Source organism: Nocardia brasiliensis NBRC 14402, assembly GCF_000308475.2.
In the GTDB taxonomy this organism is placed as follows: Bacteria; Actinomycetota; Actinomycetes; order Mycobacteriales; family Mycobacteriaceae; genus Nocardia; species Nocardia brasiliensis.
Map to the genome: position 1 here is coordinate 41,569 of NZ_BAFT02000045.1, position 21,123 is coordinate 62,691.

Sequence of the window (21,123 nt, forward strand, 5' to 3'; positions counted from 1 at the left end):
TTGTTTACCGGGTTAAATTTCCGAAACCGAGGTGGGGAGCCGATGCATCACGATCCTGTCGAGCCCGAAATCCGTGCCGAACGCGACTACCTGACCTCGTGCCGCGCCGCGCTGACCCGCATGCGCGACGCCGCGGTCACGGCGTTGGCGGACGGTCTGGGCCAAGGCGACGTGTTCGACAAATTCCAGAACTTCGCCGCGCGCGAGTTCCACAAGACGCAGATCGAGGAGCTGTCCGGCTTCGACGACGTCCCACTGTTCTTCGGGCGCTTGGACTTTCCGCCGGGTGAACTCTACGACGCGGTCCGCGAAGTGGGCGCACCCTCGTCCGCGCCGGACAGCGACCGCGTCTACATCGGACGCCGCGGTATCGCCGACGAACGCGGTGAGCTGATGGTCATCGACTGGCGGGCGCCGCTGTCGCGGGCCTTCTACGAGGCCGATCCGCAGGACGCGATGCGCGTGCGGGTGCGCCGCCGGTTCGGCTTCGATCACACCGGCACCCTCACCGCCTTCGAGGACGAAGCGCTCGACGGCCACGGCGCCGACCGCGACGGCCGGCTGCTCGCCGCGGAAATCGAACGGCCACGCAAGGGCCCGATGCGCGACATCGTCGCCACCATCCAACCCGAACAGATGCGGCTCGTCCGGGCTCCGCTGGAACGCACGCTCTGCATTCAGGGCGCGCCCGGCACCGGCAAGACCGCCGTCGGCCTGCACCGGCTGGCGTATCTGCTGTTCACCGAGCGGGAACGGTTGCAGCGGGAGGGCGGCGTCGCCGTCATCGGGCCCAACCGCGCCTTCCTCGACTACGTCCGCAATGTGCTGCCCGCCCTGGGCGAAGTGGCCGTACTGCAAACCACCGTCGAAGAGCTCACCGGCTCGAATGACACTGCGCACGTGGATGATCCGCAGGCCGAGCGGATCAAGGGGGACGCCAGGATGGCCGAGGTCATTCGGCGCCTGCTCTGGTCGCGCGTCCGGCCACTGGAGGAGGCCGTGCCGGTCAAACACCTGCAACGGACCTGGCACCTGTATTCCGACGAGATCGCCGAAGAACTCGACGAGGTACGCGCACGCGGGACCGATTACCGCACGGGGATCGAGTTGCTCGGCCGGCGACTGGCCCTGCTCGTGCTGCGCCGGATGGAACAGGCGGGGCACAGCACCACCGACGCGACGCTGCGCCAGCTGTGCCGGAACAAGGCGATCGTGCGCGCTGTGCAGCGGATGTGGCCGGAAACCGATTCCGCCCGAATCGTTTTCGATCTCCTCACCGATCCGGACCAGCTGGCCCGGATGGCGGACGGCCTGCTCTCGCCCGCCGAACAGAGTGCAATCCGGTCCACGGCACCGCCCCGCACCGTGCGCCGAATGCGATGGTCCAGGGCAGATTTCGTGCTGATCGATGAAGCCGCGAGCATGATCGAACGGCCCGCGAAACTCGGCCACATCGTGGTCGACGAGGCCCAGGACCTCAGTCCCATGCAGCTGCGGGCGATCGCCCGTCGCGCGACCGGATCCTGCACGGTGCTCGGCGATCTCGCGCAGGCCACCAGCCCCTCGGCCGTCACGGACTGGACCGAGGTCCTCGGCCATCTCGACCGAACCGACGGTGTGATCGAGGAATTGACGCGCGGCTATCGCGTGCCGGCCCAGGTCATCGACTACGCGGCCCGCCTGCTGCCGCATATCGCCCCGGACCTGCGCGGACCGTCCTCGTTCCGGCAGTCCGCGCAGGCTCTGCGCGTGGTGCGCACGTCTGCGGCAGAACTGCATGGCGCTGCCGTAACAGACTGTGCCAGAGCACTTTCCGAAGCCGGGTCGATCGGGCTCATTGCCGCCGACGGCGATATCCCGGCACTGCACCGCTCATTGACCGATGCGGGACTCTCGCACACTCTGCTCGGCACCGACGAGGCGAGCATCGACGCCGCGCGCCTGAACCTCGTCCCCGTCACCTTGGCGAAAGGCCTCGAATTCGACACCGTAGTGGTCGTCGAGCCCGCCACCATCGTCGACGCGGAACCCCGTGGCCTGCACCGCCTCTACGTCGCCCTCACCCGAGCCGTGAGCACCCTCACGGTCCTGCACGCCGCTCCCCTACCGACCCCCCTGCTCCGAGAACCCGCCATGAGCGCCTGACGAAAAACGGTGGCACCGGAACCCGGTGCCACCGTTGACTTCTCGCCCGCGTGGATCAGCGCAGCAGGGCGCGGCTCATGACGACGCGCTGGATCTGGTTGGTGCCCTCGTAGATCTGGGTGATCTCTCGGGCGGTCCTGACTGACGTCGGCGAATTCGCCGAAAACTACCCCTGAGCTGCCAGTTCGCATCTCATGGGTTCTCGGCCGTTCTGGCCACTTTTCGGCCTCCCACGGCCTGTAGACGGCCTGGCGAACACCTGATCCGTAGTCAGGGTGTCGGCGCCGTTGTCGTCAGTTGTGTCGTCTAGCTAGATTGGCGATCCCGATGCTGCGGCAGGTCGAGCACGCTGACCCCAAACATCCACCTGCGCCGAATGTCGGACGTGCAGGGTTTGCAGATCGGAGGTTCCATGACAGGGTTCTATGCTGATCTCACTTACAACACTTTCTGTGCGCCGAGGTAGCGATGTCGGAGAATGAGCAGTCCGAGGATGCGGTGATTGAGGCGGTTGCGGCTTTCGGTGGGATTGGGTCTTTGAGTGTTGCAGCTGTTCAGGCCCGCGAAGGGTTTAGTGCGCAGCACTTGTGGGCTGCCCTCCATTTCGCTCGACTCTGCGAGGAGCGCGAGGACGACATCACGAGCTCAGGGCTTGACAGAGTCGACCATCCGCATCGGTCGTATGCCATGGCAGCCGTGAAGTTCGCGGTCTCCTTCTTGGAATCACTAGTGAACGACCTGCTCAGCGACGCTGCAGACCCGTACATGTCCGTCAATGGGCGCATGACAGTCTTCGCGCCCGTGGTTATCGCAGAGTTGGCGACCGTGTGGAACGAGAGCGAGGTTCGGAAGACCAAGCGGATTCAGCTGCTCGACAAGTACCAGCGGTCGCTCCGAATCGCCGGTGCCGCTCAGTTTGTGAAGGCTGATCGTATCTACAGCGAGGTTGGCGACGTTATCTACCTACGGAACGAGCTCGTGCACTTCAAGGTTGGGTGGCAACAGGTCGGCGCGAAGCAAAATCAGGCTGGTGACATCGAGAGGCGACTGACGCCGAGGTTCCCGCACAACCGGCAGAAAATCGGTATGCCGTGGTTCCCGAATAAGTGTCTTGCCAGCGGGTGCGCTCGATGGGCGTGTGATTCGGCGACAGCTTTCGCGGACGAGTGGCTTGATCGGATGTCTCTCCCGCACGACTACAAGCAGGTGGTGCGCGATCTCGGCACTCCATGAAGTGTTGGTTGGCACACAGACGCGGTCTTCCCTGGGGACTTTACCTTCCCCTGCTTCCTCATACTGGCCATCCCTGAGCGGAGGGAGGGCGTGTCAAGGGCGTTCTTTCCCTTGATTCGTCCGAGCGAGGTCAGACAATTGGGCCATGAGGAGGCAGGAACCTTCGCGCCCCGTGGCCACCATGTCGCCGCGGCTTGGTCCCATTCTCGATTCGTCGGCCGGGACCACAGCTAGTCACCCCGTACGGCGCCGGACGATTCGCGATCGGCTGCGGAGGTAGGTCGGGTACGGCTCACGGCTCGCCCACACTTCCTCGGATATGCGAGAAGCGACCAGGAGTGTCCTGGAGTGGCAGTTGTGAGCGTAAGCGCGGTTGCCGACGTGCCGACGCGCCCGCCTGCCGTAGCTTGCGGAGGCCGGCGGTCGCGCGGCGCGGCGCGGCGGTAGCCGCGCAGGCGGCGCGCAGCGCCGCTCTTGATCCTCAATGGCGGAATTCGGCAACAAGCACGCGGAATCAATGGTCGGTGGCGGCGAAACGTGCTGTACCGCTTGGTGCGACGCGCCGTGGAGCGATCCGGCGGTCTCAGCACAGGGTGCCCGGTCGGGCACCGTTGCGGACTACTCGGAAAGTAGGCGGCCGGTGAATCCGGCGTCCACAAGCTGGGAGTAAGCCTTGTGAACTTCGGCGGGTACCTCTTGCTCGATCGCCCACCCCTTGTCCGCGTAGATCCAGATTCGCTGGGTATCGCCGACGAGTGTGTTGATCACGCGGTCTACGTCGCCGATACCAGCGATGTAATCGTCAAGGGGCGTTGGGCGGGAGTCGCAGATGACATCCACTGTCGGCCAACGCTTTCGGCAGATCGCATAGCTTCGGCGCTGCTGGTATGGGCGAGACACGAGCAAGACCGATCGCACAGGCTTGCGGTCTTCGAGTAGCGCGCGGGTGAAGTCGATGTTCTCACCGGTGTTGGTGGCTCGTGGTTCGACGAGGATCGCTTCGGCGGGTACGCCCAGTTCGATCGCCCGTTCGCGAAAGTGCACGGCCTCGCCGCGCGGGAAGAGGGCCTTGGTGCTTGGTGCGTTGGCTCCGGTGAAGACGACCAGCGGGAACATGCCACGGTGGTAGAGATCGGCGATGTGGTCGGCTACGCCTAGGTCGTGACCTCCTAGCCCGATCCCGACATCGACGGGCCGCACCTGATGATGCATTCGGTTGTAGTTCCAAAGGGTTTCGACTTCGGAACGCAGCTCTTCGGGCACCGTGGCGGATGGCATGCCGGGCGTTCCTCTCCTAGTCGGGCAGTTTGAAATCGTATGTCCATGCGAATCGCGATGCCGCGTGCACACCACGTGCGAACTCCACGATGAGGCCGTCTGCGGTGTAGGTGCGTCGGGTCAGGATCATTACCGGCTCACCCGCGGGGAGCTTAAGCGTCTCGACCTCGTCAGGCGTCGGCATGCGGGCGAGGATCGTCTCAGTCATGTGGTCGGGTTCGTAGCCTTGCATCGTCAGGACAGCGAAGCCGCCGCCTCGCCCGGCCGGGCCTGGTTTCGGGTCCACTAGCGGCGTCCCCTCGACGTGTTCGGGCCGGTAGTAGCTCGCCAGCGTGTGGGTTGGCTGGTCGCCTTCACTGACGGTGCGGGCACGTTCGTATACGAGCGACCTCGGTTTCAGGTTGAGGGCTTCGGCTACCTCGGTGTCGGCCTCGATCAGGGCCACGGTCTGCGTTTGGTCGGTCAACTTCCAAGGCCGGCCGGATGCCTCGCGGTCGGCCACGAACGCGACAGTGTCGCCGTACTTCCACTTCCTTTTGGAATAGCGTTCAGTCCCGAGTCGCCGAATGGGCGGTCGCTCGCGGACGACCGTCCCCCGGCGGCGGATCGGGGTGACCAGTCCCTCGGCCTCTAGCTGTCCGACCGCTTGCCGGACGGTCTTGATGTTGACTCCGAATCGATCGGCTAGTTCGTCCTGCTTGGGCAGTGTCGCCCCTGGTGCGTACTCGCCGCGCTGGATCGCCTCGCGCAGGCTGTCCGCCACGTCGCGGTATCCACTCATCTCGATCGAGTCCTTCCTCCCTTGGCGTTGACCCTCATAAGGGTAGCCCTAAGCGGCCGATCTATATTTTCGGCCATTTAGAACCACTTCTATTGCCCATCACTCCTGCGCATGTTCGAATAGAGCCGGTTCTATTAGCGCCAGCGAAAGAGCAGAAGGAGACAGAACGATGGCTTTGAAGGATGTGTGGTTTCGCCCGGAGTTCCGTGAGGCGTTCCCGTTCGGGTTGCTGTTGATGGGTGAGATTCAGCCGGTGACGGAGTTCAGCCGTGATCGCAATGCGCCGAAGCGGCAGCGGATCGACGTGGACGACGAGGGCAACGGGACGGGCCTGCGGTTGTGGAAGGGCACGGTGGCTGATCCGTCGGGGATGGGGTCGAGGAACTCATCGTTCGATGTGACGTTCGTGGCTGATGTTCAGCCGGTTCCGGCGGGCACGCAGGTGTCGGAGAACGTGTTCATGGTTGAGCTGGAGGGGTTGCAAATCAAGCCGAAGATCGCGGGTTCGGGAGAGTTCAAGTCGATCGGCTGGAACATCCGGGCGACCGGGATCAAGGGTGATACCTCCGGTGCCAAGCAGGCCCCGAACGATCCGGGTGCTTCGCGTCCGTCCGGTTCTAAGGCGGCGTGATGATGGCGGCGGGCCAGCAGTCGGCGGGGATGCGGTGGGCGCGCTGGTCTGCCGTGGTCATCATCACGGTTATCGGGGCGGCTGCGTTCGTGCTCAGCTTCGCTGCGTTGCGTGATCTGGCGATTCTGGCCAACACTCCGAAGCGGTGGGCGTGGCTGTTCCCGGTGATCGTGGACGGCACGATCATTCAAGCGACTGTCGGTGCGTTGGTGCTGGCGAAGTCGCGGGAACGTCGTTGGTTCCTGTGGGTGCTCGGTGTCGGTGCCCTGGTTTCGATCGCGGGCAACTCGCTTCATGCGGTCGCGGCCGGCCGAATCCTGCCGTGGTGGGCGGCGGCGTTGGTGGCGGCGATCGCCCCGATTTCGCTGCTGGTGGACACGCATGGGTTGGCGGTGTTGTTCCGTGCGGCACAGCAGGATTCAGCTCCTGAACCGCTTGTGGACGCTGCGCCTGAACCTGACCCGGTCCCGGCTCCGGTGGCGGTTGGCTCCGCGGCTTCGCCCGCGAAACCTTCCGTACCGCCTCGCCGGAAGGCGTCGATACGGCGTGATCCGCGCAAGGTCGCCCAGGCGGTCGCGATGTATGCCGAGGGGAAGAAGTTCGCCGAAATCGGTAGGGCGCTGGGTGTTTCGGCCCAGACAGCGGCGAACTACGCCAAGTCGGCCCCGACCCCGGCTGTACAGCAACCTGCTGCTGCTCCTGCTCCGGTGGCGGCACCGGTCCCTGTTTCTGCGCCTGTGGTGGCCCCTGTGCGGCCGGTGCCGGTGCGTTCTGTTCATCCCGTGCGGCCGGTGCAACAAGCGCTGCCGATCACGGTGTCTTAGTCAAGGGAGTTACGAGATGTCCGAGAAGTACTATCCCGCCCACACATCCGGTGCCGATGACGACGTGACGATGTGTCACAGCACATCCGGATCGTTTCGGGTGGCGATGCACAACGGCCGCGTGCACGTCTACGTCGGTAGCGCGTTCATGCTCCTGGAGCTGGACAAGGCGACATTGCTTCGCGGTCTGCTCGACGCCGGAATCGCTGATGCCCTGGCCTATCTGGCGGATTCGGCCGATCAGGTCGATCTGGCAAAGGCGGTGGCGTGATGGCCGAGAACAACAGTGCGCTGGTATCGATGGCGGTCCGTCAGCGGTGGATGGCCGGGATTGTGTTGCTGGCGGGTGTGGTGGCGTTTCCGCTGGCCTTGCTGCTGACGGTGGGCCGTGAGCCTGGCGGGACGGTGGCTACGGTCGCCCCTCGCTCGGATGGGTGCGTGATGTTCTGCGAAGACGTGCCGAAGGCATCGTTCCGCGACGGTAACTGCGCCCAAGCCCCGGTGATCGACTTCAGGCCGTGGGAGTGCGCGCCTCTGACCAGTGTGCAGGCGGCACCGAAGGCGGTGCGGTGATGAGCGGGCAGGAGATGGTGCAGGCCGAGGGCTATTGGGTGCCGCGTGATCCGGGCTGCCGGATCGAGTTCCGTATCAGCGGCACCAGGATCGAGGGTTACGGCGCTCCTGGCGTGCGCTACAACGACAATCACGGTTTCCCCGAGTTCCCCGGCAGGGTGGTGCTCACCTTGGGCGGGCATCACAGCAAGGGACGGATGCCGTTCCTGGCGATGAGCGTCGACGCGGCCGAGGAGCTGGTGCAGCTGCTGGCGGCCGCGGTGCGAGACGCCTGGGTCGCCCAGGGCGCGGCGTTGGAGCCGATCGGCTTCCGTGACATCACGTTCGACGGCTGCGCCTGCACCGACTGTGACGATGAGGTGGCCGCGTTGCTGGAGGCCGAGCAGGACCCCGGACCTCAGTCGGGGTGGTCACGATGAGCGGGATTCTCAGCATCCTTGCCGCAGGCGGGTCGGTGGTGGTGCCTGCGGGGCTGATCTGGCTGGTTCGCCGGGACTTGCCGAACACCAAGCAGCCCAAGCCGAAGCCGCAGACGCTGGCGCAGATCGTGGACGACGCCACACCTGAGTTGCGTACGGCTGTCGGGATTCTGGCTGATCCGTTGCAGACGAACCTGATGCTGGCCGCGCTGAAACTCGGGTCGGCCGAGGGTGGTTTCCCCTACGTCGAACGCTACGACTACACCCGCTACGGGCTGTCGGTGGACGTGGTGATGCTCGGTGGCCAGTCGGAAAAGAACTGGTCCAACGATGAGGTGCTGAACCAGTTCGCCACGTATTTGGCGGTGCCGAGGGTGAGCGCGGTGTTCCCGGCTCCGTCGTGGGTTCGTCTCCAGGTGAGGGTGTTCGACACTCTCGTCGCCCCGGCAACGACGCCGGAGGCGGTCCCCAATGGTGTGGACCTGGAGGCGGTCCCGGTCGGTGTCACCGAAGACGGCGACACCTGGCGGTTGCGGGTGCTCTACCGGCACATCCTCATCGCGGGCGGCACCGATTCGGGTAAGGGCTCGGTGCTGTGGTCGATCGTGGCCGGCATCGGTCCGGGGATCAAAGCGGGCCTGGTGGACGTGCTGCTCGGTGACCCGAAGGGCGGCATGGAGTTCGGGCGCGGTGAGGGCCGGTTGTGGACCGATTTCCAGTGGACCGCGGACGGCATCATCACCATGCTCACCACCGCCGAGAAGGACATGCAGGAACGGGCGGCACGGTTCCGCCACGCCGGTATCCGCAAGTTCGTCCCCACCACCGACGAGCCGCTCAAGGTCGTGATGATCGATGAGTACGCGGCCATGTCCGCCTTCGCCACACCGGAGCAGGTGCGGGAAGGGTTGCGGCTGATCGGGTTGATCCTGACCCAAGGGCGTGCGGTCGGCTACAGCGTGATCGTGGCCGTGCAGGACCCCTCGAAAGAGACCATGCCCAACCGGCAGCTCTTCCCGGTCCGCATCGGGTTGCGCCTGGATGAGCCGACGCAGAACGAGATGATCCACGGCAAGAGTGCCCGTGACCGCGGTGCGCGTTGTGACGAAATCTCCGAACACACTCCCGGTGTCGCCTACGTCGGCCTGGACGGCACGAAAGCGTTTCAGCGGGTGCGGGCGTTCTGGATTCGTGACGAAGACGCCGACGCGATCGTGGAGGCGTTCTCCCCGGCACCGCAGATCCTCGGCCCCACTGAGGACTACAGCGGTTTCGACCCGGACGACCTCGGCGACGAAGACGAGGGGGTGGCGGCGTGAGCGACATGCGAGATACCCCGGACCGTGGCGTGGTGAGTGTGCGCGTGTGCGGGTCGGCGAGCCATGTCGGAGACCTGCTGGGGCTGCTGGAACACATCGGCTTCGACATCGAGACCAGTGGCACCTACCCGGCCCGGCACTCCACCCGTGACGTGCGTGTCTACGCCTCGATCGCCCCGCGGTCGGTGCGTCCGCTGCGGTGGCTGCCCCAGCGAACCAAGGGCGGTGAACGACGGTGAAGCGAGGATTCGTGACCGAGACACACGTGGTCATCTACTGCGACGGCTGCGGCGACGTCTACACCGAAAACACCAGCGAATCAATCTGTTTCGATTCCATCAACCAGGCCGTGTCCTACATCAACACCCGCTCGGCAACGATCGGCTGGCTCTACGACGGTGACCTCGTGCGCTGCGACGGCTGCCTCGCTACCGCCTACTGCACCGACCACGGCCACAGCTTCGGTGACCGGCATCTGCCGCCGCGGCGGCTCGCGTCCCGTTCCACTCCTGTCGTTCGCTGCTGCACGGTGTGCGACATCCCCGAAAACGAGGCCCAGTCATGACCATTCACGTCTACGACGACACCGACGCATTCGACCGCGACGAGTTGGACGCGGTGATCTGCCTGCATTCGGCCCGCCAACTCATCGACACCGCCCCGACCTGGGACGCACAGGACGAGGAGTGGGCGGCATGAACAGCAACGAGGAAGCCCTGGAGTGCTGCGGGGTGGCGATGGCGGTCGAGACGGCTCCATGGGACTGGCAGACCTTCACCTCCCAGGTGTCGCGCTGCTACCAGTGCGGGCACTGCGAACCCTTCGAAGACGAGGAGTCCAGTGATGAGGCGTGAGTGGGGCTTGCTGGTCGCCGGTGAGGTGCGGCCGTTGGTGAAGGCCCGCAACATCACCGACGCCACCATGTACGCCTGCAACCTCACCGCTCGCAAACGTGCCAAAGCCATTGTGGTGTACCGCGATTCAGAAGCTCTCGGGTGGCGGCGCTGGATCGATGACAAACCCGTTCCTACCCAGCTCGCATTCGATCTACCCGGCAAGGAGGCCCGATGATGGCCACGAAAAACACTGTCGTGCACAAGGACCCGGCCGAACAGCTCTTCGAGGCGCTGTGCCTACTGGTCTGGCAGATCATCAAAGCCGCGGCCGTGACCGTGTGGTGGGCGGTGCTGTTCCCGATGATCTCGATCCCCCCGGGCGCAGCGGTCGCCGCCGGCCTTTTCCTCGGCTGGCCTTTCGCGGTCGTGGTGGCGGTGGTGTGGCTCGCGGGGATGGTGTCGTGGCGACTATCGAGTCCACGAACCTTCGAGCTGGCCATTACGGCGCGAGCACGGTCCCGGTTCCTGTCCTGGTGGCGTTACCGGCTGCGCTGGAGCGGGCGACTGACGGCCTGCAAGCTCACCATCGCCCACGGAACCGGACTGCTGGTCCCCCGCAGGGTCTCGGTCACGGTCGGGGCCTGTCTGGATGTGGTGCGAGTGCGGATGCTCGATGGCCAATGCCCCGCCGATTGGGAATCACGCTCCGACAACCTGGCTCACACCTTCGGCGCCACCGACTGCCAAGTCCGCATCGCTGGTCCCGGTCTGGTGGAACTGCGGTTCCGTCGTGCCGATGCCCTGGCCGATCCGTTCGCACTGCCTCCCGTCGACGGCGGGCGCTTCCTCAAGGAGACCATCTGATGAACACCCCCACCAGCGAAAGTGTGAAGGCGGGAGGGACAGCGGCCCAGCGCCGTGCCCTACCCAACCTCTACGAGGTCGCCCAAGCCGCGGCTGATCAGTACATGGTGTGCAAACGCCCCATCGCGATGCGTGTGGAAGACCCCAAGACCGGCACAGTCACCTACGAAGGTTCCCCGTGCAAGTCCACCATCGAATCGGTGTGCCCCGCGTGTGCGAAAGCTAACCGGTTGTTGCGTGTCGCTCAGTGCCGGGAAGGTTGGCACGCCAGTCACGAACTCGTTCCCGACAGCACCGATCCGACGGCGCGTCAGGTCGAGCTGCTGACCGAACGCGCGGACCTGGTCACCCAGTACCGGGCCGCGGTTGCTCAGGCGGCCGAAGACCTCGCCGAGTCCCTGCGCGCGGTCATCCGGGCCTTGGATGAGGATCTGCGGGAAACCGGGCTGCGTGGCCGTCTCCCGGCCCTGGACGCCACAGCCAGGGATCGGCGCAAGCGTTCCACTCGTCGGCGTCAGGACGTGCCGGACCTGCCTCGCAAGAAGGTGTCGAAATCGACTGTGGGACAGGTGTTCGCGGGCAAGCATCAGCCCTCGATGTTCGTCACGCTCACCATGCCGAGCCGGGGTCGTATCCGCCGTGACGGTGCCCTCGATGCCAAGGGCCAGTCGTGTTCGGATGGGTCGCCGGTCGACATGGACAGCTACGACTACACCGGCGCCGCACGGGACATCGTGTTCTTCTCCAAGCTGGTCGACCGCTGGATTCAGAACCTGCGCCGCGCGGTCGGCCGGGACGTGCAGTACTTCGCCACCGTCGAACCACAGAAACGCGGCGCACCGCACCTGCACATCCTGATCCGTGGCGCGATCTCCCGCGAGCTGCTCAAGCTGGTCACCGCGGCTACCTACCACCAGGTGTGGTGGCCCCACTTCGACCATGAGAACCGTGTCTACGGTGGCGCGCACCAACCGGTGTGGGATACCAAGCGGGCCACCTTCATCGACCCCGAAACCCATGCGCCCCTGACCTACTGGGACGACGCATTGGACACCCTCGACCAGGTGGACGACCTCGAACCCGCACACGTGGTGCGGTTCGGCTCGCAGATGGACCGCAAGCAGATCAAGGGCGTGGTCGCGGAAAAGGCCGGCCGGACCATCGGCTACGTCACCAAGTACCTGACCAAGTCCATCTCGGAGATCGTGGAAGCTCAGACCGATCGCGCCGCCGAACATTACGACCGGCTTCATGCCGAACTCCAGAACACTCCCTGTTCGCCTCGCTGCGCGGTGTGGCTCGAATACGGCATCGTCCCCCAGGGCGCGAGCGACAAGACCGTCCCGGGTCGCTGCCGCGGCAAAGCACACCGCCGAGACACCCTCGGCCTGCCCGGCCGACGCGTCCTCGTCTCCCGCCGCTGGTCCGGCAAGACCCTCATCGACCACAAACAAGACCGCGTCGATTTTGTTCGGCAACTCCTCGCCGATGCCGGCATCGAGAAGCCGGACACGAGCCACTACAAGGTGACTCCGGTGGAGCCCGGCGACAAATCCCGGCCGTTGCGTGAGCACCTGATTATGGGCTCCATCTCACGGCGCAACACCTGGCGCGCAGAGCTGCTCAAAGCCCAACTCGCCGCAGGCCCACCAGAGCCCCCAGAAACTTCGGCAACTCAGCACGCGGCATAGGGAGGGGATCGTCATGGAGCTACCCGAGGATCGGCTATGGACGGTGGAGGAAGCGTCGTACTTCCTCAACGTGCCGGTGAAGACGCTCTACCAATGGAAATGGCTCGGAGAGGGGCCACCGGTGCGCAAGGTCGGTCGGCACCTGCGCTACAACCCTGCACGCGTACGTGCGTGGGCGGATATGGACGAGGCTGCCTGATGGGACACGTTGATGATCGCTGGTGGCGGCCCAAGCGTGACGAGGATGACCGAATCGTGGTCAACAGCCGCGGCAAACCGGTCATGGAGAAGACCGAACTGTTCGGCCGGGGCCTGCGCTACCGAGTTCGCTACATCGATCCCGATGGTGTCGAGCGTTCGAAGTCGTTCCCGGACCGCGAAAAGAAGCACGCGGACGACTTCCTGATCGAGGTCGAATCCGACAAGCGCGAGGGCAAATACATCGACCCGCGCGCCTCCCGAAAGACCTTTCGGCAACAAGCCGAAAGCTGGTACACAGCTCTGCCGCCCGATCCGGCCACGCGCGAGATCATACGATCACGTCTCGAACATCGGATCTACCCGCAGCTGGGCAGCAAGACGTTCGTGGACATCGAAAAGCCCTCCACCATAAGGGATTTCGTAGCCTGGATGGACGAGGAGAAGTTATCTGACAATTACCAGTCGGCAATCTTCACCATCGTGTCGTCAGTGTGCGATTCGGCCGTGGACGACAAGGTGATTCGCAAGAATCCGTGCAAGGCGAAGACGGTTCGTCGGCCGGTCGCTCGTAGCCCGAAGATCGTTATTTGGTCCGAAGACAAGCTACGCGCCGTTCAAGATGCGCTCATGGAACGGTTCCAAGTAGTCGTATCGCTCGGGGCTGGAGCGGGACTCCGGCAAGGCGAGATTCTCGGGTTCTCCCCCGACGACGTGAACCGCACTACCGGCGAGATCAGCGTTGAACGGCAGATCAAGACCGTGAAGGGAGTGATGATGTTCGCGCTACCCAAAGGCGGTAAGACGCGCACCGTGCCGGTTGCAGAAAGCGTGCTCACTTCCATCGAAGAGCACGAAAAGCGTTTCCCCGCAGTCCTTGTCACGCTGCCGTGGGGTAAGCCAGACGGCGAGCTGGTGACTGTTCGGCTGCTCATGACCGGAGAAGGCGGGCGGCTGTACACCGGTGACCTTTTCACGAAAGTCGTGTGGCAGGCGGCGTTCCGAGTCGGCGGAATCGAGTACCGGGGCCGCGGCGACGGCATGCATGCCTTGCGCCACTTCTTCGCGTCGATCTTGCTTGCCGACGGATGCTCGATCAAAGAACTCGCGGAGTTCCTGGGCCACAACGATCCCGGCTTCACGTTGCGGACCTACACACACCTGGTGCCCTCGAGCTATGCACGAGCGCGTAAAGCGATCGATCGGGTGTTCCGGTCTATCCACTCCCCACGGCCTGTAGACGGCCTGGACGCGGAGAAGTAGCGGATGCGGAACACCCGACCGATCTGGAAATCAGCCCCTGAGCAGGGCGCGGCTCATGACGACGCGCTGGATCTGGTTGGTGCCCTCGTAGATCTGGGTGATCTTGGCGTCGCGCATCATGCGCTCCACCGGGAAGTCGGTGGTGTAGCCGGCGCCGCCGAAGAGCTGGACGGCGTTGGTGGTGACCTCCATGGCCACGTCGGAGGCGAAGCACTTGGCGGCGGCGGAGATGAAGCCGAGGTTCTTCTCGCCGCGCTCGGCGCGGGCGGCGGAGGTGTAGACCATGAGGCGGGCGGCCTCGATCTTCATCGCCATGTCGGCGAGCATGAACTCGGTGTTCTGGAAGCTGGCGATGGTCTTGCCGAACTGCTTGCGGTCCTTGGTGTAGGCGATCGCGGCGTCCAGCGCACCCTGGGCGATGCCGACAGCCTGCGCGCCGATGGTCGGGCGGGTGTGGTCGAGGGTCTGCAGCGCGGTCTTGAAACCGGTGCCCGGCTCGCCGACGATCCGGTCACCCGGCACCCGGCAGTTCTCGAAATACAGTTCGGCCGTGGGCGATCCCTTGATGCCGAGCTTGTGCTCGAGCGGGCCGACGACGAAACCCTCGTCGTCCTTGTGCACCAGGAAGGCCGAAATACCGTTGGCGCCCTTGTCCGCATCGGTCACCGCCATGACGGTGTACCAGGAAGACTTGCCGCCGTTGGTGATCCAACACTTGGAGCCGTTGAGGATCCAGTCCTCGCCCTCCTGCTTGGCCCGGGTGCGCATGCTCGCGGCATCCGAACCGGCCTCGCGCTCGGACAGCGCGTAGGAGGCCATCTCGCCGTTGACGATATCGGGCAGCACCTGCTGCTTGAGTTCCTCGGAACCGTTGAGGATCAGGCCCATGGTGCCGAGCTTGTTGACCGCGGGGATGAGCGAGGAGGAACCGCAGACGCGCGCGACCTCCTCGATCACGATGCAGGTGGCGACGGAGTCCGCGCCCTGGCCGCCGTACGCCTCAGGCACGTGCACCGCGTTGAAGCCCGCCGCGTTCAGCGCGGACAGCGCCTCCTCGGGGAAGCGGGAGTTACCGTCGACGTCCTTGGCGTGCGGAGCGATCTCCTTCTCCGCCAGCCCGCGGATGGCCGCACGCAGTTCGTCGTGGAAGTCCTCGAGCTGGAACAGGTTGAAATCGGGGTTTCCCGCCATGGGGCTCACTCCTGGTCGTCGGTACATGCCGGCACTGCTCGGGCATTGCCGCACTTCGGCACTCGGTGCCATATCGGGATCCAGTGTACGCCTACACGGCGTCCCAACGTGCGGATATCTTCTGGCACTCAGTGTCAGATTGGTCGCACTGGGCCCGGTTCAGAGACTACCGAGTTTGCGCGCCACCAGATCGGCGACCTGCCGAGGCGGGGTGTCGCGCGGAAACACCGCGACCACCAGTTCGTCGGCCGCCGTCCGCCTGCCGTCGCCGCGCGGGATGGCCGCGAGTTCCACGCGCAGGTCCGCGGCACCGGCGTCGGATTCGCCGCGCACCATCCGGCGCAGCAGGTAGTTGTGCGTCGCGGTGACCGCGGCCGTGTACTGCACCCGGGCCAGGTCGGGCACCTCCGGCAGGCGTTCCCGCAGGTAGTCGGTGAACAGCCGCTCGTACCGGAAGACCGTCACGATCTCCCGCTCGCGCAGCGCGGGGACCCGCCGCACCACCTGATACCGCCGCGCCGCGATCTCACGCCACTGGGTGAACCGCACGAAGACCTGGACCACGGCCTCGCACACGATCTCCCACGGATCCCCCGGCGTGGCCGCCAGGAACTCGGCCGCCCGCGCCAGCTGCGATTCGTGATCGGCGAAGATCACGTCCTCTTTCGAGCGGAACTGCCGGAAGAACGTGCGCCGCGAGATCCCCGCCGCCTCCGCGATCTCGTCCACCGTCGTCGCCTCGTACCCCTTCTCGGCGAACAACCGCAACGCCTGATCGACCACCGCCAGCCGAAACTCCGCGTTGTCCTCCCCCCGCACCCGCCCCTCACCAGTAGTCACCAACCAACCGTAGCGAGCCGCGGGCCCCGGCGAGCGCCGCGACGTTCGCGGATCGTTCAGCCGAGGAGTTTGGTGCGTAGGGCCTCGTCTTTGTCGAGGACCATTTGTTCGAGGGCGGCTTGGAACTGTTCCATGCGGGTGCGCAGGGCGGGGTCGTGGGCGGCGAGGATGCGGACGGCGAGCAGGCCCGCGTTGCGGGCGCCGCCGATGGAGACGGTGGCGACCGGGACGCCCGCGGGCATCTGGACGATGGAGAGCAGCGAGTCCATGCCGTCGAGGTACTTCAGCGGGACGGGGACGCCGATGACGGGCAGTGCGGTCGCGGAGGCCACCATGCCGGGCAGATGGGCGGCGCCGCCCGCACCGGCGATGATGACCTGGAGGCCGCGGCCCGCGGCCTCGCGCGCGTAGTCGAGCATCCGCTGCGGGGTGCGGTGCGCCGAGACGACCCCGACCTCGAACCGAATCCCGAACTCCGCCAGCGCTTCCGCGGCGGCCTCCATGGTCGGCCAGTCGGAGTCGCTGCCCATGATCAGGCCTACCTGCGGAGTGGTCATGCGTGCGCCTCGCTCACTGGTGGGGATCCCATCCGTCCGTCCATACCGCGCACGACATCCACTGCGCCGCGCGTTCGGCCTTCTCCCGCACCTCGGCGACATCGTCGCCGAGGATGTTGATGTGCCCGATCTTGCGATCCGGGCGTTCGCCCTTGCCGTACAGGTGCACCTTCGCGTCGGGCATCCGCGCGAACAGGTGGTGCAGCCGCTCGTCCATGGTCATCGCGGGCGCCTCGGCCGCGCCGAGAATATTGGCCATCACGGTGACGGGGGCGAGCGGGCTGGTGTCGCCGAGCGGATAGTCCAGCACCGCGCGCAGATGCTGCTCGAACTGACCGGTGCGCGCGCCGTCCATCCCCCAGTGCCCGGAGTTGTGCGGCCGCATCGCCAGCTCGTTGATCAGCAGCGCGCCGTCGTGGGTTTCGAAGAGCTCCACCGCCATCGCCCCGACCACACCGAGTTCTTTGGCGAGGTTCAGCGCCAGCGTCTCCGCCTGCGCCGCCAGGTCGTCGTCGAGGTCCGGCGCGGGCGCGATCACCACCGCGCACTGGCCGTTGCGCTGCACGGTCTCGACCACCGGCCAGGTCGCGGCCTGCCCGAACGGCGAGCGCGCGACCATCGCCGACAGCTCCCGCTTCAGATCGACCTTGGCCTCGGCGAGCAACTGCACACCGTGCGCGAGCTGCTCGGTGACGATGGTGGTGGCCTCGGCCGCGGACGTGGGCATCCAGACACCGCGGCCGTCATAACCGCCACGCACCGCCTTGAGCACGACGGCCCACCCGTGCTCGGCGCCGAACCGCACCGCGTCCTCGACCGAACCGACCGGCGTGAACGCGGGCACCGGCAGGCCGAGCTCGGACAGCTTCAACCGCATGGCGAGCTTGTCCTGCGCGAACACCAGCGCCTGCGGCGGCGGCTGGACGTTCACACCCTCGGCGACCAGCGCCTCCAGATGTTCGGTGGGGACGTGCTCGTGGTCGAAGGTCAGCGCGTGCGAGCCGACCGCGGCCTTGCGCAACGCGGCCAGGTCGGTGTGACTGCCGAGCACGACCTCGGGACTGACCTGGGCGGCCGGGTCGTCGGGGCGTTCGGCGAGCACCCGTAGCCGCTGGCCGAGCGCGATGGCGGCCTGGTGCGTCATGCGCGCCAGCTGACCACCGCCGATCATGGTGACGGTGGGCATGCCCGAGGATTCGAAGGAACGTACTGCGTCCACGTCGGACAATATTGTCATGTCCGGCGCAAATGACCCCGACCGGTACACTCGGCCCCGTGTCATTCGTCGACGACGTGGTCCGCGTCCTCCCCAGGCCTCTCGCGAGGATCGCGTTCCGGCATCGGGAACTGATCAAGTTCGCGATCGTCGGCGCGACCACGTTCGTGATCGACAGCGGCATCTTCTACGTCCTGAAGTGGACCGTGCTGTCGGAGAAACCGGTCACCGCGAAGATCATCTCCGGCGTCATCGCCGTGATCGCGTCCTACATCCTCAATCGGGAGTGGTCGTTCCGGAACCGGGGCGGGCGCGAACGACACCATGAGGCGCTGCTGTTCTTCGGCGTCAGCGGCGTCGGCGTGGTGCTGGCTTTCATCCCGCTGTGGATCTCCAGCTACGTGTTCGACCTGCGCCAGCCCGATGTGAGCTTCACCGTCGAGAACATCGCCGACTTCATCAGCGCCTTCATCATCGGCAACCTGCTGCAGATGGCGTTCCGCTTCTGGGCGATGCGCCGCTGGGTGTTCCCCGACGAGATGAACGAGATCGCCGCCGAATTCGACGAGATCGTCGAAGAGCAGTTCGGCCGTAACTGAGGCCGTGCGGGCCTGACTCACCGCGGTTCCGGCACCACCGAGTTCTGCGTCCGATACGCGGCCGAATTCAGGAACACCGCGAACAGCGCGGGCCGGCGCCGCTGCAATTCCAGCCGCCCGCCGTCGGCTTCGACCAGGGCCCGCGCCAGCGCCAGCCCCACACCGGTCGAGCCGCCCGCGGAGAAGCCGCGGTCGAAGATGTGCGGCGCGAGTTCGTCCCGGATGCCGTCGCCCTCGTCGGCCACCTCCACACAGACCAGCGGATCGCGATCGATACCAGGCCGCACCGTGCGCACCGACACCGTGCAGGTGCCGCCCCCGTGCATGAGCGCGTTGTCGACGAGCACCGCGACCGCCTCGCGCAGCCGGGAACCGGTGATCGGGGCGCGCAGCGATTCGTCGCCGATGAGCGTCAGCGTGCGACCGGCCTCGGAGAACGGGTGCGTCCATTCGGCGACCACGCCGCGCAGTTCCTCCATCACCGGCACCGGGTCCAGGTCGGCGGCGTCCTCGTCCCGCGACGCGCGGACCAGATCGTCGATCGCGTCGGTGAGCCGATCGACCTGGGCCATGGCCTCCTCGGCCTCGTGCACCACCTCGGGATCGGCGTGCGCGGACAGCTCGTCGAGCCGCAGCCGGACCGCGGTGAGCCGGCTGCGCAACTGATGGGAGACGTCGGCGACCAGCGCGTGCTCGCGCTGCAGACGCCCGGCGATCTCCACGGTCGCCGAGTCGAGCACGTCGGAGACCCGGTCCAGTTCGGAGATGCCGTGCCGGCGCGGGTCCGGGCGAAAGTCACCCATGGCCAGTCTTGCGGCCCTGGCGGCCACGTCACGCAACGGATCGGCCACCCGCCGTGCGGTGACCACCGCGACCGACACCGCGGCGCCCAGCGAGGCGAGCACGGCCAGCGCCACCACCGCGACGGCCTGCTGCTGCCTGGCGTGCATCGGCGCGGACGGCACCTCCAGCCGCAGCGACCCCCGCTGGCCCATGGACAGCGATTCGACCAGCGGTTCCTGCACCTCGTCCACGCCGATGTCCACCCGCGACGCGTTGTCCTGCGGGGCCGGATAGACGATGGTGAGCTTGGCGTCCGCGGGCAGCACCGGTTCCATCGCGCGCGTGTCCAGTTCGCCGAGCACCATGCCGTCGCCGTGCTCCTGCACGATGATCGCCGCGGCAATCCGTTCCAATTTGCTCTGCAGATCGTCGCGGGTGATGTCCTCGACCCAGAGCCAGGCCGTGTAGACGAGCGGCACGCCGAGCACCACCGTGGTGAGCATCAGCACGGTGAGCATGGACCGCAGGATTCTGCGCCGCACGTCAGTCGGTGTTCAGCCGGAAGCCGACACCGCGGACGGTGACGATGCGCCGCTCGGCCATCGGGCCCTCGTCGCCGATCTTGCGACGCAGCCAGGACATGTGCATGTCCAGCGTCTTGGAGCCGCGCAACTCGGCGTCGCCCCAGACCTCGCGCAGGATGGTCTCCCGCGGGACCACCTGACCGGCCCGGTCGATCAGCACCTTCAGCAACTCGTATTCCTTGTTGGCCAAACCGATCTCGGCGCCGTTCACCAGCACCCGGCGCGCGGCCGGCTCCAGCCGGATGCCGCCGACCTCCACCGTGTCGTCGCCGATTCCGCTGCGCCGCAACAGCGCTCGCACCCGCGCCAGCAGTTCGGCGAGCCGGAACGGCTTGCCGACATAGTCGTCGGCGCCCGCGTCGAGGCCGACCACGAAATCGACCTCGTCGGTGCGGGCGGTGAGCATCAGCACGGCGATGTCCGCGCCGCTGGCCCGGACCTGACGGCACACCTCCAGCCCGTCCATGCCGGGCAGGCCGAGGTCGAGGATCAGCAGATCGTGATGCCCTTCCAGGGCTCGTTCGAGCACGGCCGGACCGAAGCGCTCGACGGTCACCGAGTACCCCTCGCGCCCCAGGGCGCGCGACAACGGCGCGGCGATCGCCTCGTCGTCTTCAGCTAGCAGTACGGCCGTCATACGCCCAGGTTAACGCGAACGGTCATCGATAGTCGCCGCGCTCGCGCGAGTACGCGTCGCGACCGTTGTCACCCTGCTCGACCTCGAAGACCTGGTGGTACAGCAGCGCGTGCACCCGCTGCACCGCCGGGATGTCGTCGAACTCGAGCGGCTCCGAGGACGACGATTCGATGATGAGCGTGCCGGTGCCGAGCATCCGGTCGAACAGTCCGTGCCGGAATTGCACGCTGGAGATGCGGCTCATCGGGATGTCGATGCCGGTGTGCGTCAGCACGCCCTGCCGCACCAGCACGCGCCGGTCGGTGATGATGAAATGCGTCGACTTCCAGCCGAGAATCGGTGCGACACAACGCCATACGACGATGATCAGCCAGATCGCGAGCACCGCGATCAGCAGCGCGGTACGCGCGGTTCCCTCGGGCGCTTTGCGCGAGGCCAGGCCCCCCGCGAACCCGGCGAGTGCGGTGGCGACGATCAGCGTCACGATCGGCCAGAAGAGCATCTTCCAGTGCGGATGACGATGCAGAATCAGCTGCTCTTCCGGCGCAAGCACATCCTCCGGATAACCCATGGTCGAACAGTACCGCGTGCAGATGCCGAAAGGCCTGACACCGCACCGCGTCGTGCTGCACAATCATCGGTCGGCGCGGGCCGGCACCGC

The 21,123-nt window shown here is 66.1% G+C and carries 26 protein-coding genes and 2 pseudogenes; 18 read left to right on the forward strand and 10 right to left on the reverse strand.

The window, feature by feature from the left end; all coding sequences use genetic code 11:
• Positions 1–42 precede the first annotated feature (42 nt).
• The gene (locus TY25_RS14455) at positions 43–2,145 is read left to right on the forward strand and encodes a HelD family protein (RefSeq protein WP_042256558.1); all 2,103 of its coding nucleotides are present in this window, start codon (positions 43–45) and stop codon (positions 2,143–2,145) included.
• A gap of 55 nt (positions 2,146–2,200) precedes the next feature.
• Here the strand turns inward: TY25_RS14455 and TY25_RS44030 are convergent.
• A pseudogene (locus TY25_RS44030) lies at positions 2,201–2,272 on the reverse strand (hypothetical protein); the annotation flags it as partial.
• 341 nt (positions 2,273–2,613) lie between these two features.
• Here TY25_RS44030 and TY25_RS40535 point away from each other — a divergent pair.
• Positions 2,614–3,378 carry a hypothetical protein gene (locus TY25_RS40535; RefSeq protein WP_052382968.1) on the forward strand — a complete coding sequence of 255 codons (765 nt, stop codon included), beginning with the start codon at positions 2,614–2,616 and terminating at the stop codon, positions 3,376–3,378.
• 618 nt (positions 3,379–3,996) lie between these two features.
• Here TY25_RS40535 and TY25_RS14465 read toward each other — a convergent pair.
• Positions 3,997–4,656: a YdcF family protein gene (locus tag TY25_RS14465; RefSeq protein WP_042256559.1), complete on the reverse strand. Its 660-nt coding sequence runs from the start codon at positions 4,654–4,656 to the stop codon at positions 3,997–3,999.
• Between the two features lie 16 nt (positions 4,657–4,672).
• A complete protein-coding gene (locus TY25_RS14470; protein WP_042256561.1) occupies positions 4,673–5,437 on the reverse strand; it encodes a GntR family transcriptional regulator in 765 nt (254 codons plus the stop codon).
• Between the two features lie 169 nt (positions 5,438–5,606).
• On the opposite strand from TY25_RS14470, the gene TY25_RS14475 reads away from it, so the two are divergent.
• The 15 genes from TY25_RS14475 to TY25_RS14535 are packed head-to-tail and all read left to right on the forward strand — an operon-like array spanning position 5,607 to position 14,055.
• On the forward strand, positions 5,607–6,068 hold the full coding sequence (locus TY25_RS14475; protein ID WP_029894030.1) for a hypothetical protein: 462 nt from the start codon (positions 5,607–5,609) through the stop codon (positions 6,066–6,068).
• Entirely contained in the window at positions 6,068–6,892 is an 825-nt protein-coding gene (locus TY25_RS43530) for a DUF2637 domain-containing protein (protein WP_226887056.1), read from the forward strand. The genes TY25_RS14475 and TY25_RS43530 overlap by 1 nt, the downstream gene beginning before the upstream one ends.
• Before the next feature lie 16 nt (positions 6,893–6,908).
• Positions 6,909–7,163 carry a hypothetical protein gene (locus tag TY25_RS14485; RefSeq protein ID WP_042256563.1) on the forward strand — a complete coding sequence of 85 codons (255 nt, stop codon included), beginning with the start codon at positions 6,909–6,911 and terminating at the stop codon, positions 7,161–7,163.
• The gene (locus TY25_RS14490) at positions 7,163–7,465 is read left to right on the forward strand and encodes a hypothetical protein (protein WP_115347076.1); all 303 of its coding nucleotides are present in this window, start codon (positions 7,163–7,165) and stop codon (positions 7,463–7,465) included. The genes TY25_RS14485 and TY25_RS14490 overlap by 1 nt, the downstream gene beginning before the upstream one ends.
• Positions 7,465–7,884 (forward strand): hypothetical protein, encoded by a 420-nt coding sequence (locus TY25_RS14495; RefSeq protein ID WP_042256567.1) that lies wholly within the window; start codon positions 7,465–7,467, stop codon positions 7,882–7,884. The genes TY25_RS14490 and TY25_RS14495 overlap by 1 nt, the downstream gene beginning before the upstream one ends.
• On the forward strand, positions 7,881–9,203 hold the full coding sequence (locus TY25_RS14500; RefSeq protein WP_081868870.1) for an FtsK/SpoIIIE domain-containing protein: 1,323 nt from the start codon (positions 7,881–7,883) through the stop codon (positions 9,201–9,203). Before TY25_RS14495 ends, TY25_RS14500 begins: the two co-directional genes overlap by 4 nt.
• Positions 9,200–9,442: a hypothetical protein gene (locus TY25_RS14505; RefSeq protein WP_042256568.1), complete on the forward strand. Its 243-nt coding sequence runs from the start codon at positions 9,200–9,202 to the stop codon at positions 9,440–9,442. Before TY25_RS14500 ends, TY25_RS14505 begins: the two co-directional genes overlap by 4 nt.
• Positions 9,443–9,453: 11 nt before the next feature.
• Positions 9,454–9,768 (forward strand): hypothetical protein, encoded by a 315-nt coding sequence (locus TY25_RS14510; RefSeq protein WP_146154080.1) that lies wholly within the window; start codon positions 9,454–9,456, stop codon positions 9,766–9,768.
• Positions 9,765–9,902, forward strand: a complete 138-nt coding sequence (locus TY25_RS42640; protein ID WP_156055092.1) for a hypothetical protein — start codon at positions 9,765–9,767, stop codon at positions 9,900–9,902. The genes TY25_RS14510 and TY25_RS42640 overlap by 4 nt, the downstream gene beginning before the upstream one ends.
• Positions 9,899–10,057, forward strand: a complete 159-nt coding sequence (locus TY25_RS42645; RefSeq protein WP_156055095.1) for a hypothetical protein — start codon at positions 9,899–9,901, stop codon at positions 10,055–10,057. Before TY25_RS42640 ends, TY25_RS42645 begins: the two co-directional genes overlap by 4 nt.
• Complete coding sequence (locus TY25_RS14515) at positions 10,047–10,274, forward strand: hypothetical protein (protein ID WP_146154081.1); 228 nt, start codon at positions 10,047–10,049, stop codon at positions 10,272–10,274. Before TY25_RS42645 ends, TY25_RS14515 begins: the two co-directional genes overlap by 11 nt.
• Positions 10,271–10,903: a hypothetical protein gene (locus tag TY25_RS14520; RefSeq protein ID WP_146154082.1), complete on the forward strand. Its 633-nt coding sequence runs from the start codon at positions 10,271–10,273 to the stop codon at positions 10,901–10,903. The genes TY25_RS14515 and TY25_RS14520 overlap by 4 nt, the downstream gene beginning before the upstream one ends.
• Positions 10,903–12,594, forward strand: coding sequence for a replication initiator (locus tag TY25_RS14525; RefSeq protein ID WP_042256574.1), 1,692 nt, complete (start codon positions 10,903–10,905; stop codon positions 12,592–12,594). Before TY25_RS14520 ends, TY25_RS14525 begins: the two co-directional genes overlap by 1 nt.
• A 13-nt stretch (positions 12,595–12,607) precedes the next feature.
• Positions 12,608–12,793, forward strand: a complete 186-nt coding sequence (locus TY25_RS14530; RefSeq protein ID WP_042256576.1) for a helix-turn-helix transcriptional regulator — start codon at positions 12,608–12,610, stop codon at positions 12,791–12,793.
• Positions 12,793–14,055: a tyrosine-type recombinase/integrase gene (locus TY25_RS14535; RefSeq protein ID WP_042256577.1), complete on the forward strand. Its 1,263-nt coding sequence runs from the start codon at positions 12,793–12,795 to the stop codon at positions 14,053–14,055. Before TY25_RS14530 ends, TY25_RS14535 begins: the two co-directional genes overlap by 1 nt.
• Before the next feature lie 30 nt (positions 14,056–14,085).
• On the opposite strand, the gene TY25_RS14540 is transcribed toward TY25_RS14535, so the two are convergent.
• The 4 genes from TY25_RS14540 to TY25_RS14555 form a co-directional block, all read right to left on the reverse strand.
• Positions 14,086–15,246 carry an acyl-CoA dehydrogenase gene (locus tag TY25_RS14540; RefSeq protein WP_042256579.1) on the reverse strand — a complete coding sequence of 387 codons (1,161 nt, stop codon included), beginning with the start codon at positions 15,244–15,246 and terminating at the stop codon, positions 14,086–14,088.
• 159 nt (positions 15,247–15,405) lie between these two features.
• Complete coding sequence (locus TY25_RS14545; protein WP_042256581.1) at positions 15,406–16,086, reverse strand: TetR family transcriptional regulator; 681 nt, start codon at positions 16,084–16,086, stop codon at positions 15,406–15,408.
• A gap of 56 nt (positions 16,087–16,142) precedes the next feature.
• Positions 16,143–16,643, reverse strand: coding sequence for a 5-(carboxyamino)imidazole ribonucleotide mutase (gene purE, locus TY25_RS14550; protein ID WP_041562433.1), 501 nt, complete (start codon positions 16,641–16,643; stop codon positions 16,143–16,145).
• Between the two features lie 13 nt (positions 16,644–16,656).
• Positions 16,657–17,880, reverse strand: coding sequence for a 5-(carboxyamino)imidazole ribonucleotide synthase (locus TY25_RS14555; RefSeq protein WP_042256583.1), 1,224 nt, complete (start codon positions 17,878–17,880; stop codon positions 16,657–16,659).
• 38 nt (positions 17,881–17,918) lie between these two features.
• On the opposite strand from TY25_RS14555, the pseudogene TY25_RS14560 reads away from it, so the two are divergent.
• Positions 17,919–18,398: pseudogene (locus TY25_RS14560) on the forward strand (GtrA family protein); the annotation flags it as partial.
• A 77-nt stretch (positions 18,399–18,475) separates the two neighbouring features.
• On the opposite strand, the gene TY25_RS14565 reads toward TY25_RS14560, so the two are convergent.
• Genes TY25_RS14565 through TY25_RS14575 form a run of 3 tightly spaced genes read right to left on the reverse strand, consistent with a single transcriptional unit; the run spans position 18,476 to position 21,033 of the window.
• Positions 18,476–19,783 carry a sensor histidine kinase gene (locus TY25_RS14565; protein ID WP_042256584.1) on the reverse strand — a complete coding sequence of 436 codons (1,308 nt, stop codon included), beginning with the start codon at positions 19,781–19,783 and terminating at the stop codon, positions 18,476–18,478.
• 1 nt (position 19,784) lies between these two features.
• Entirely contained in the window at positions 19,785–20,462 is a 678-nt protein-coding gene (locus tag TY25_RS14570) for a response regulator transcription factor (RefSeq protein ID WP_014981983.1), read from the reverse strand.
• Between the two features lie 22 nt (positions 20,463–20,484).
• On the reverse strand, positions 20,485–21,033 hold the full coding sequence (locus TY25_RS14575) for a PH domain-containing protein (protein ID WP_014981982.1): 549 nt from the start codon (positions 21,031–21,033) through the stop codon (positions 20,485–20,487).
• Positions 21,034–21,123: the final 90 nt, after the last annotated feature.

Coding starts and splice junctions, on each gene's coding strand:
- TY25_RS14455 (WP_042256558.1), top strand. CDS start 43: ATGCATCACGATCCTGTCGAGCCCGAAATCCGTGCCGAACGCGACTAC.
- TY25_RS40535 (WP_052382968.1), top strand. CDS start 2,614: ATGTCGGAGAATGAGCAGTCCGAGGATGCGGTGATTGAGGCGGTTGCG.
- TY25_RS14465 (WP_042256559.1), bottom strand. CDS start 4,656: ATGCCATCCGCCACGGTGCCCGAAGAGCTGCGTTCCGAAGTCGAAACC.
- TY25_RS14470 (WP_042256561.1), bottom strand. CDS start 5,437: ATGAGTGGATACCGCGACGTGGCGGACAGCCTGCGCGAGGCGATCCAG.
- TY25_RS14475 (WP_029894030.1), top strand. CDS start 5,607: ATGGCTTTGAAGGATGTGTGGTTTCGCCCGGAGTTCCGTGAGGCGTTC.
- TY25_RS43530 (WP_226887056.1), top strand. CDS start 6,068: ATGATGGCGGCGGGCCAGCAGTCGGCGGGGATGCGGTGGGCGCGCTGG.
- TY25_RS14485 (WP_042256563.1), top strand. CDS start 6,909: ATGTCCGAGAAGTACTATCCCGCCCACACATCCGGTGCCGATGACGAC.
- TY25_RS14490 (WP_115347076.1), top strand. CDS start 7,163: ATGGCCGAGAACAACAGTGCGCTGGTATCGATGGCGGTCCGTCAGCGG.
- TY25_RS14495 (WP_042256567.1), top strand. CDS start 7,465: ATGAGCGGGCAGGAGATGGTGCAGGCCGAGGGCTATTGGGTGCCGCGT.
- TY25_RS14500 (WP_081868870.1), top strand. CDS start 7,881: ATGAGCGGGATTCTCAGCATCCTTGCCGCAGGCGGGTCGGTGGTGGTG.
- TY25_RS42640 (WP_156055092.1), top strand. CDS start 9,765: ATGACCATTCACGTCTACGACGACACCGACGCATTCGACCGCGACGAG.
- TY25_RS42645 (WP_156055095.1), top strand. CDS start 9,899: ATGAACAGCAACGAGGAAGCCCTGGAGTGCTGCGGGGTGGCGATGGCG.
- TY25_RS14515 (WP_146154081.1), top strand. CDS start 10,047: ATGAGGCGTGAGTGGGGCTTGCTGGTCGCCGGTGAGGTGCGGCCGTTG.
- TY25_RS14520 (WP_146154082.1), top strand. CDS start 10,271: ATGATGGCCACGAAAAACACTGTCGTGCACAAGGACCCGGCCGAACAG.
- TY25_RS14525 (WP_042256574.1), top strand. CDS start 10,903: ATGAACACCCCCACCAGCGAAAGTGTGAAGGCGGGAGGGACAGCGGCC.
- TY25_RS14530 (WP_042256576.1), top strand. CDS start 12,608: ATGGAGCTACCCGAGGATCGGCTATGGACGGTGGAGGAAGCGTCGTAC.
- TY25_RS14535 (WP_042256577.1), top strand. CDS start 12,793: ATGGGACACGTTGATGATCGCTGGTGGCGGCCCAAGCGTGACGAGGAT.
- TY25_RS14540 (WP_042256579.1), bottom strand. CDS start 15,246: ATGGCGGGAAACCCCGATTTCAACCTGTTCCAGCTCGAGGACTTCCAC.
- purE (WP_041562433.1), bottom strand. CDS start 16,643: ATGACCACTCCGCAGGTAGGCCTGATCATGGGCAGCGACTCCGACTGG.
- TY25_RS14555 (WP_042256583.1), bottom strand. CDS start 17,880: ATGACAATATTGTCCGACGTGGACGCAGTACGTTCCTTCGAATCCTCG.
- TY25_RS14570 (WP_014981983.1), bottom strand. CDS start 20,462: ATGACGGCCGTACTGCTAGCTGAAGACGACGAGGCGATCGCCGCGCCG.
- TY25_RS14575 (WP_014981982.1), bottom strand. CDS start 21,033: ATGGGTTATCCGGAGGATGTGCTTGCGCCGGAAGAGCAGCTGATTCTG.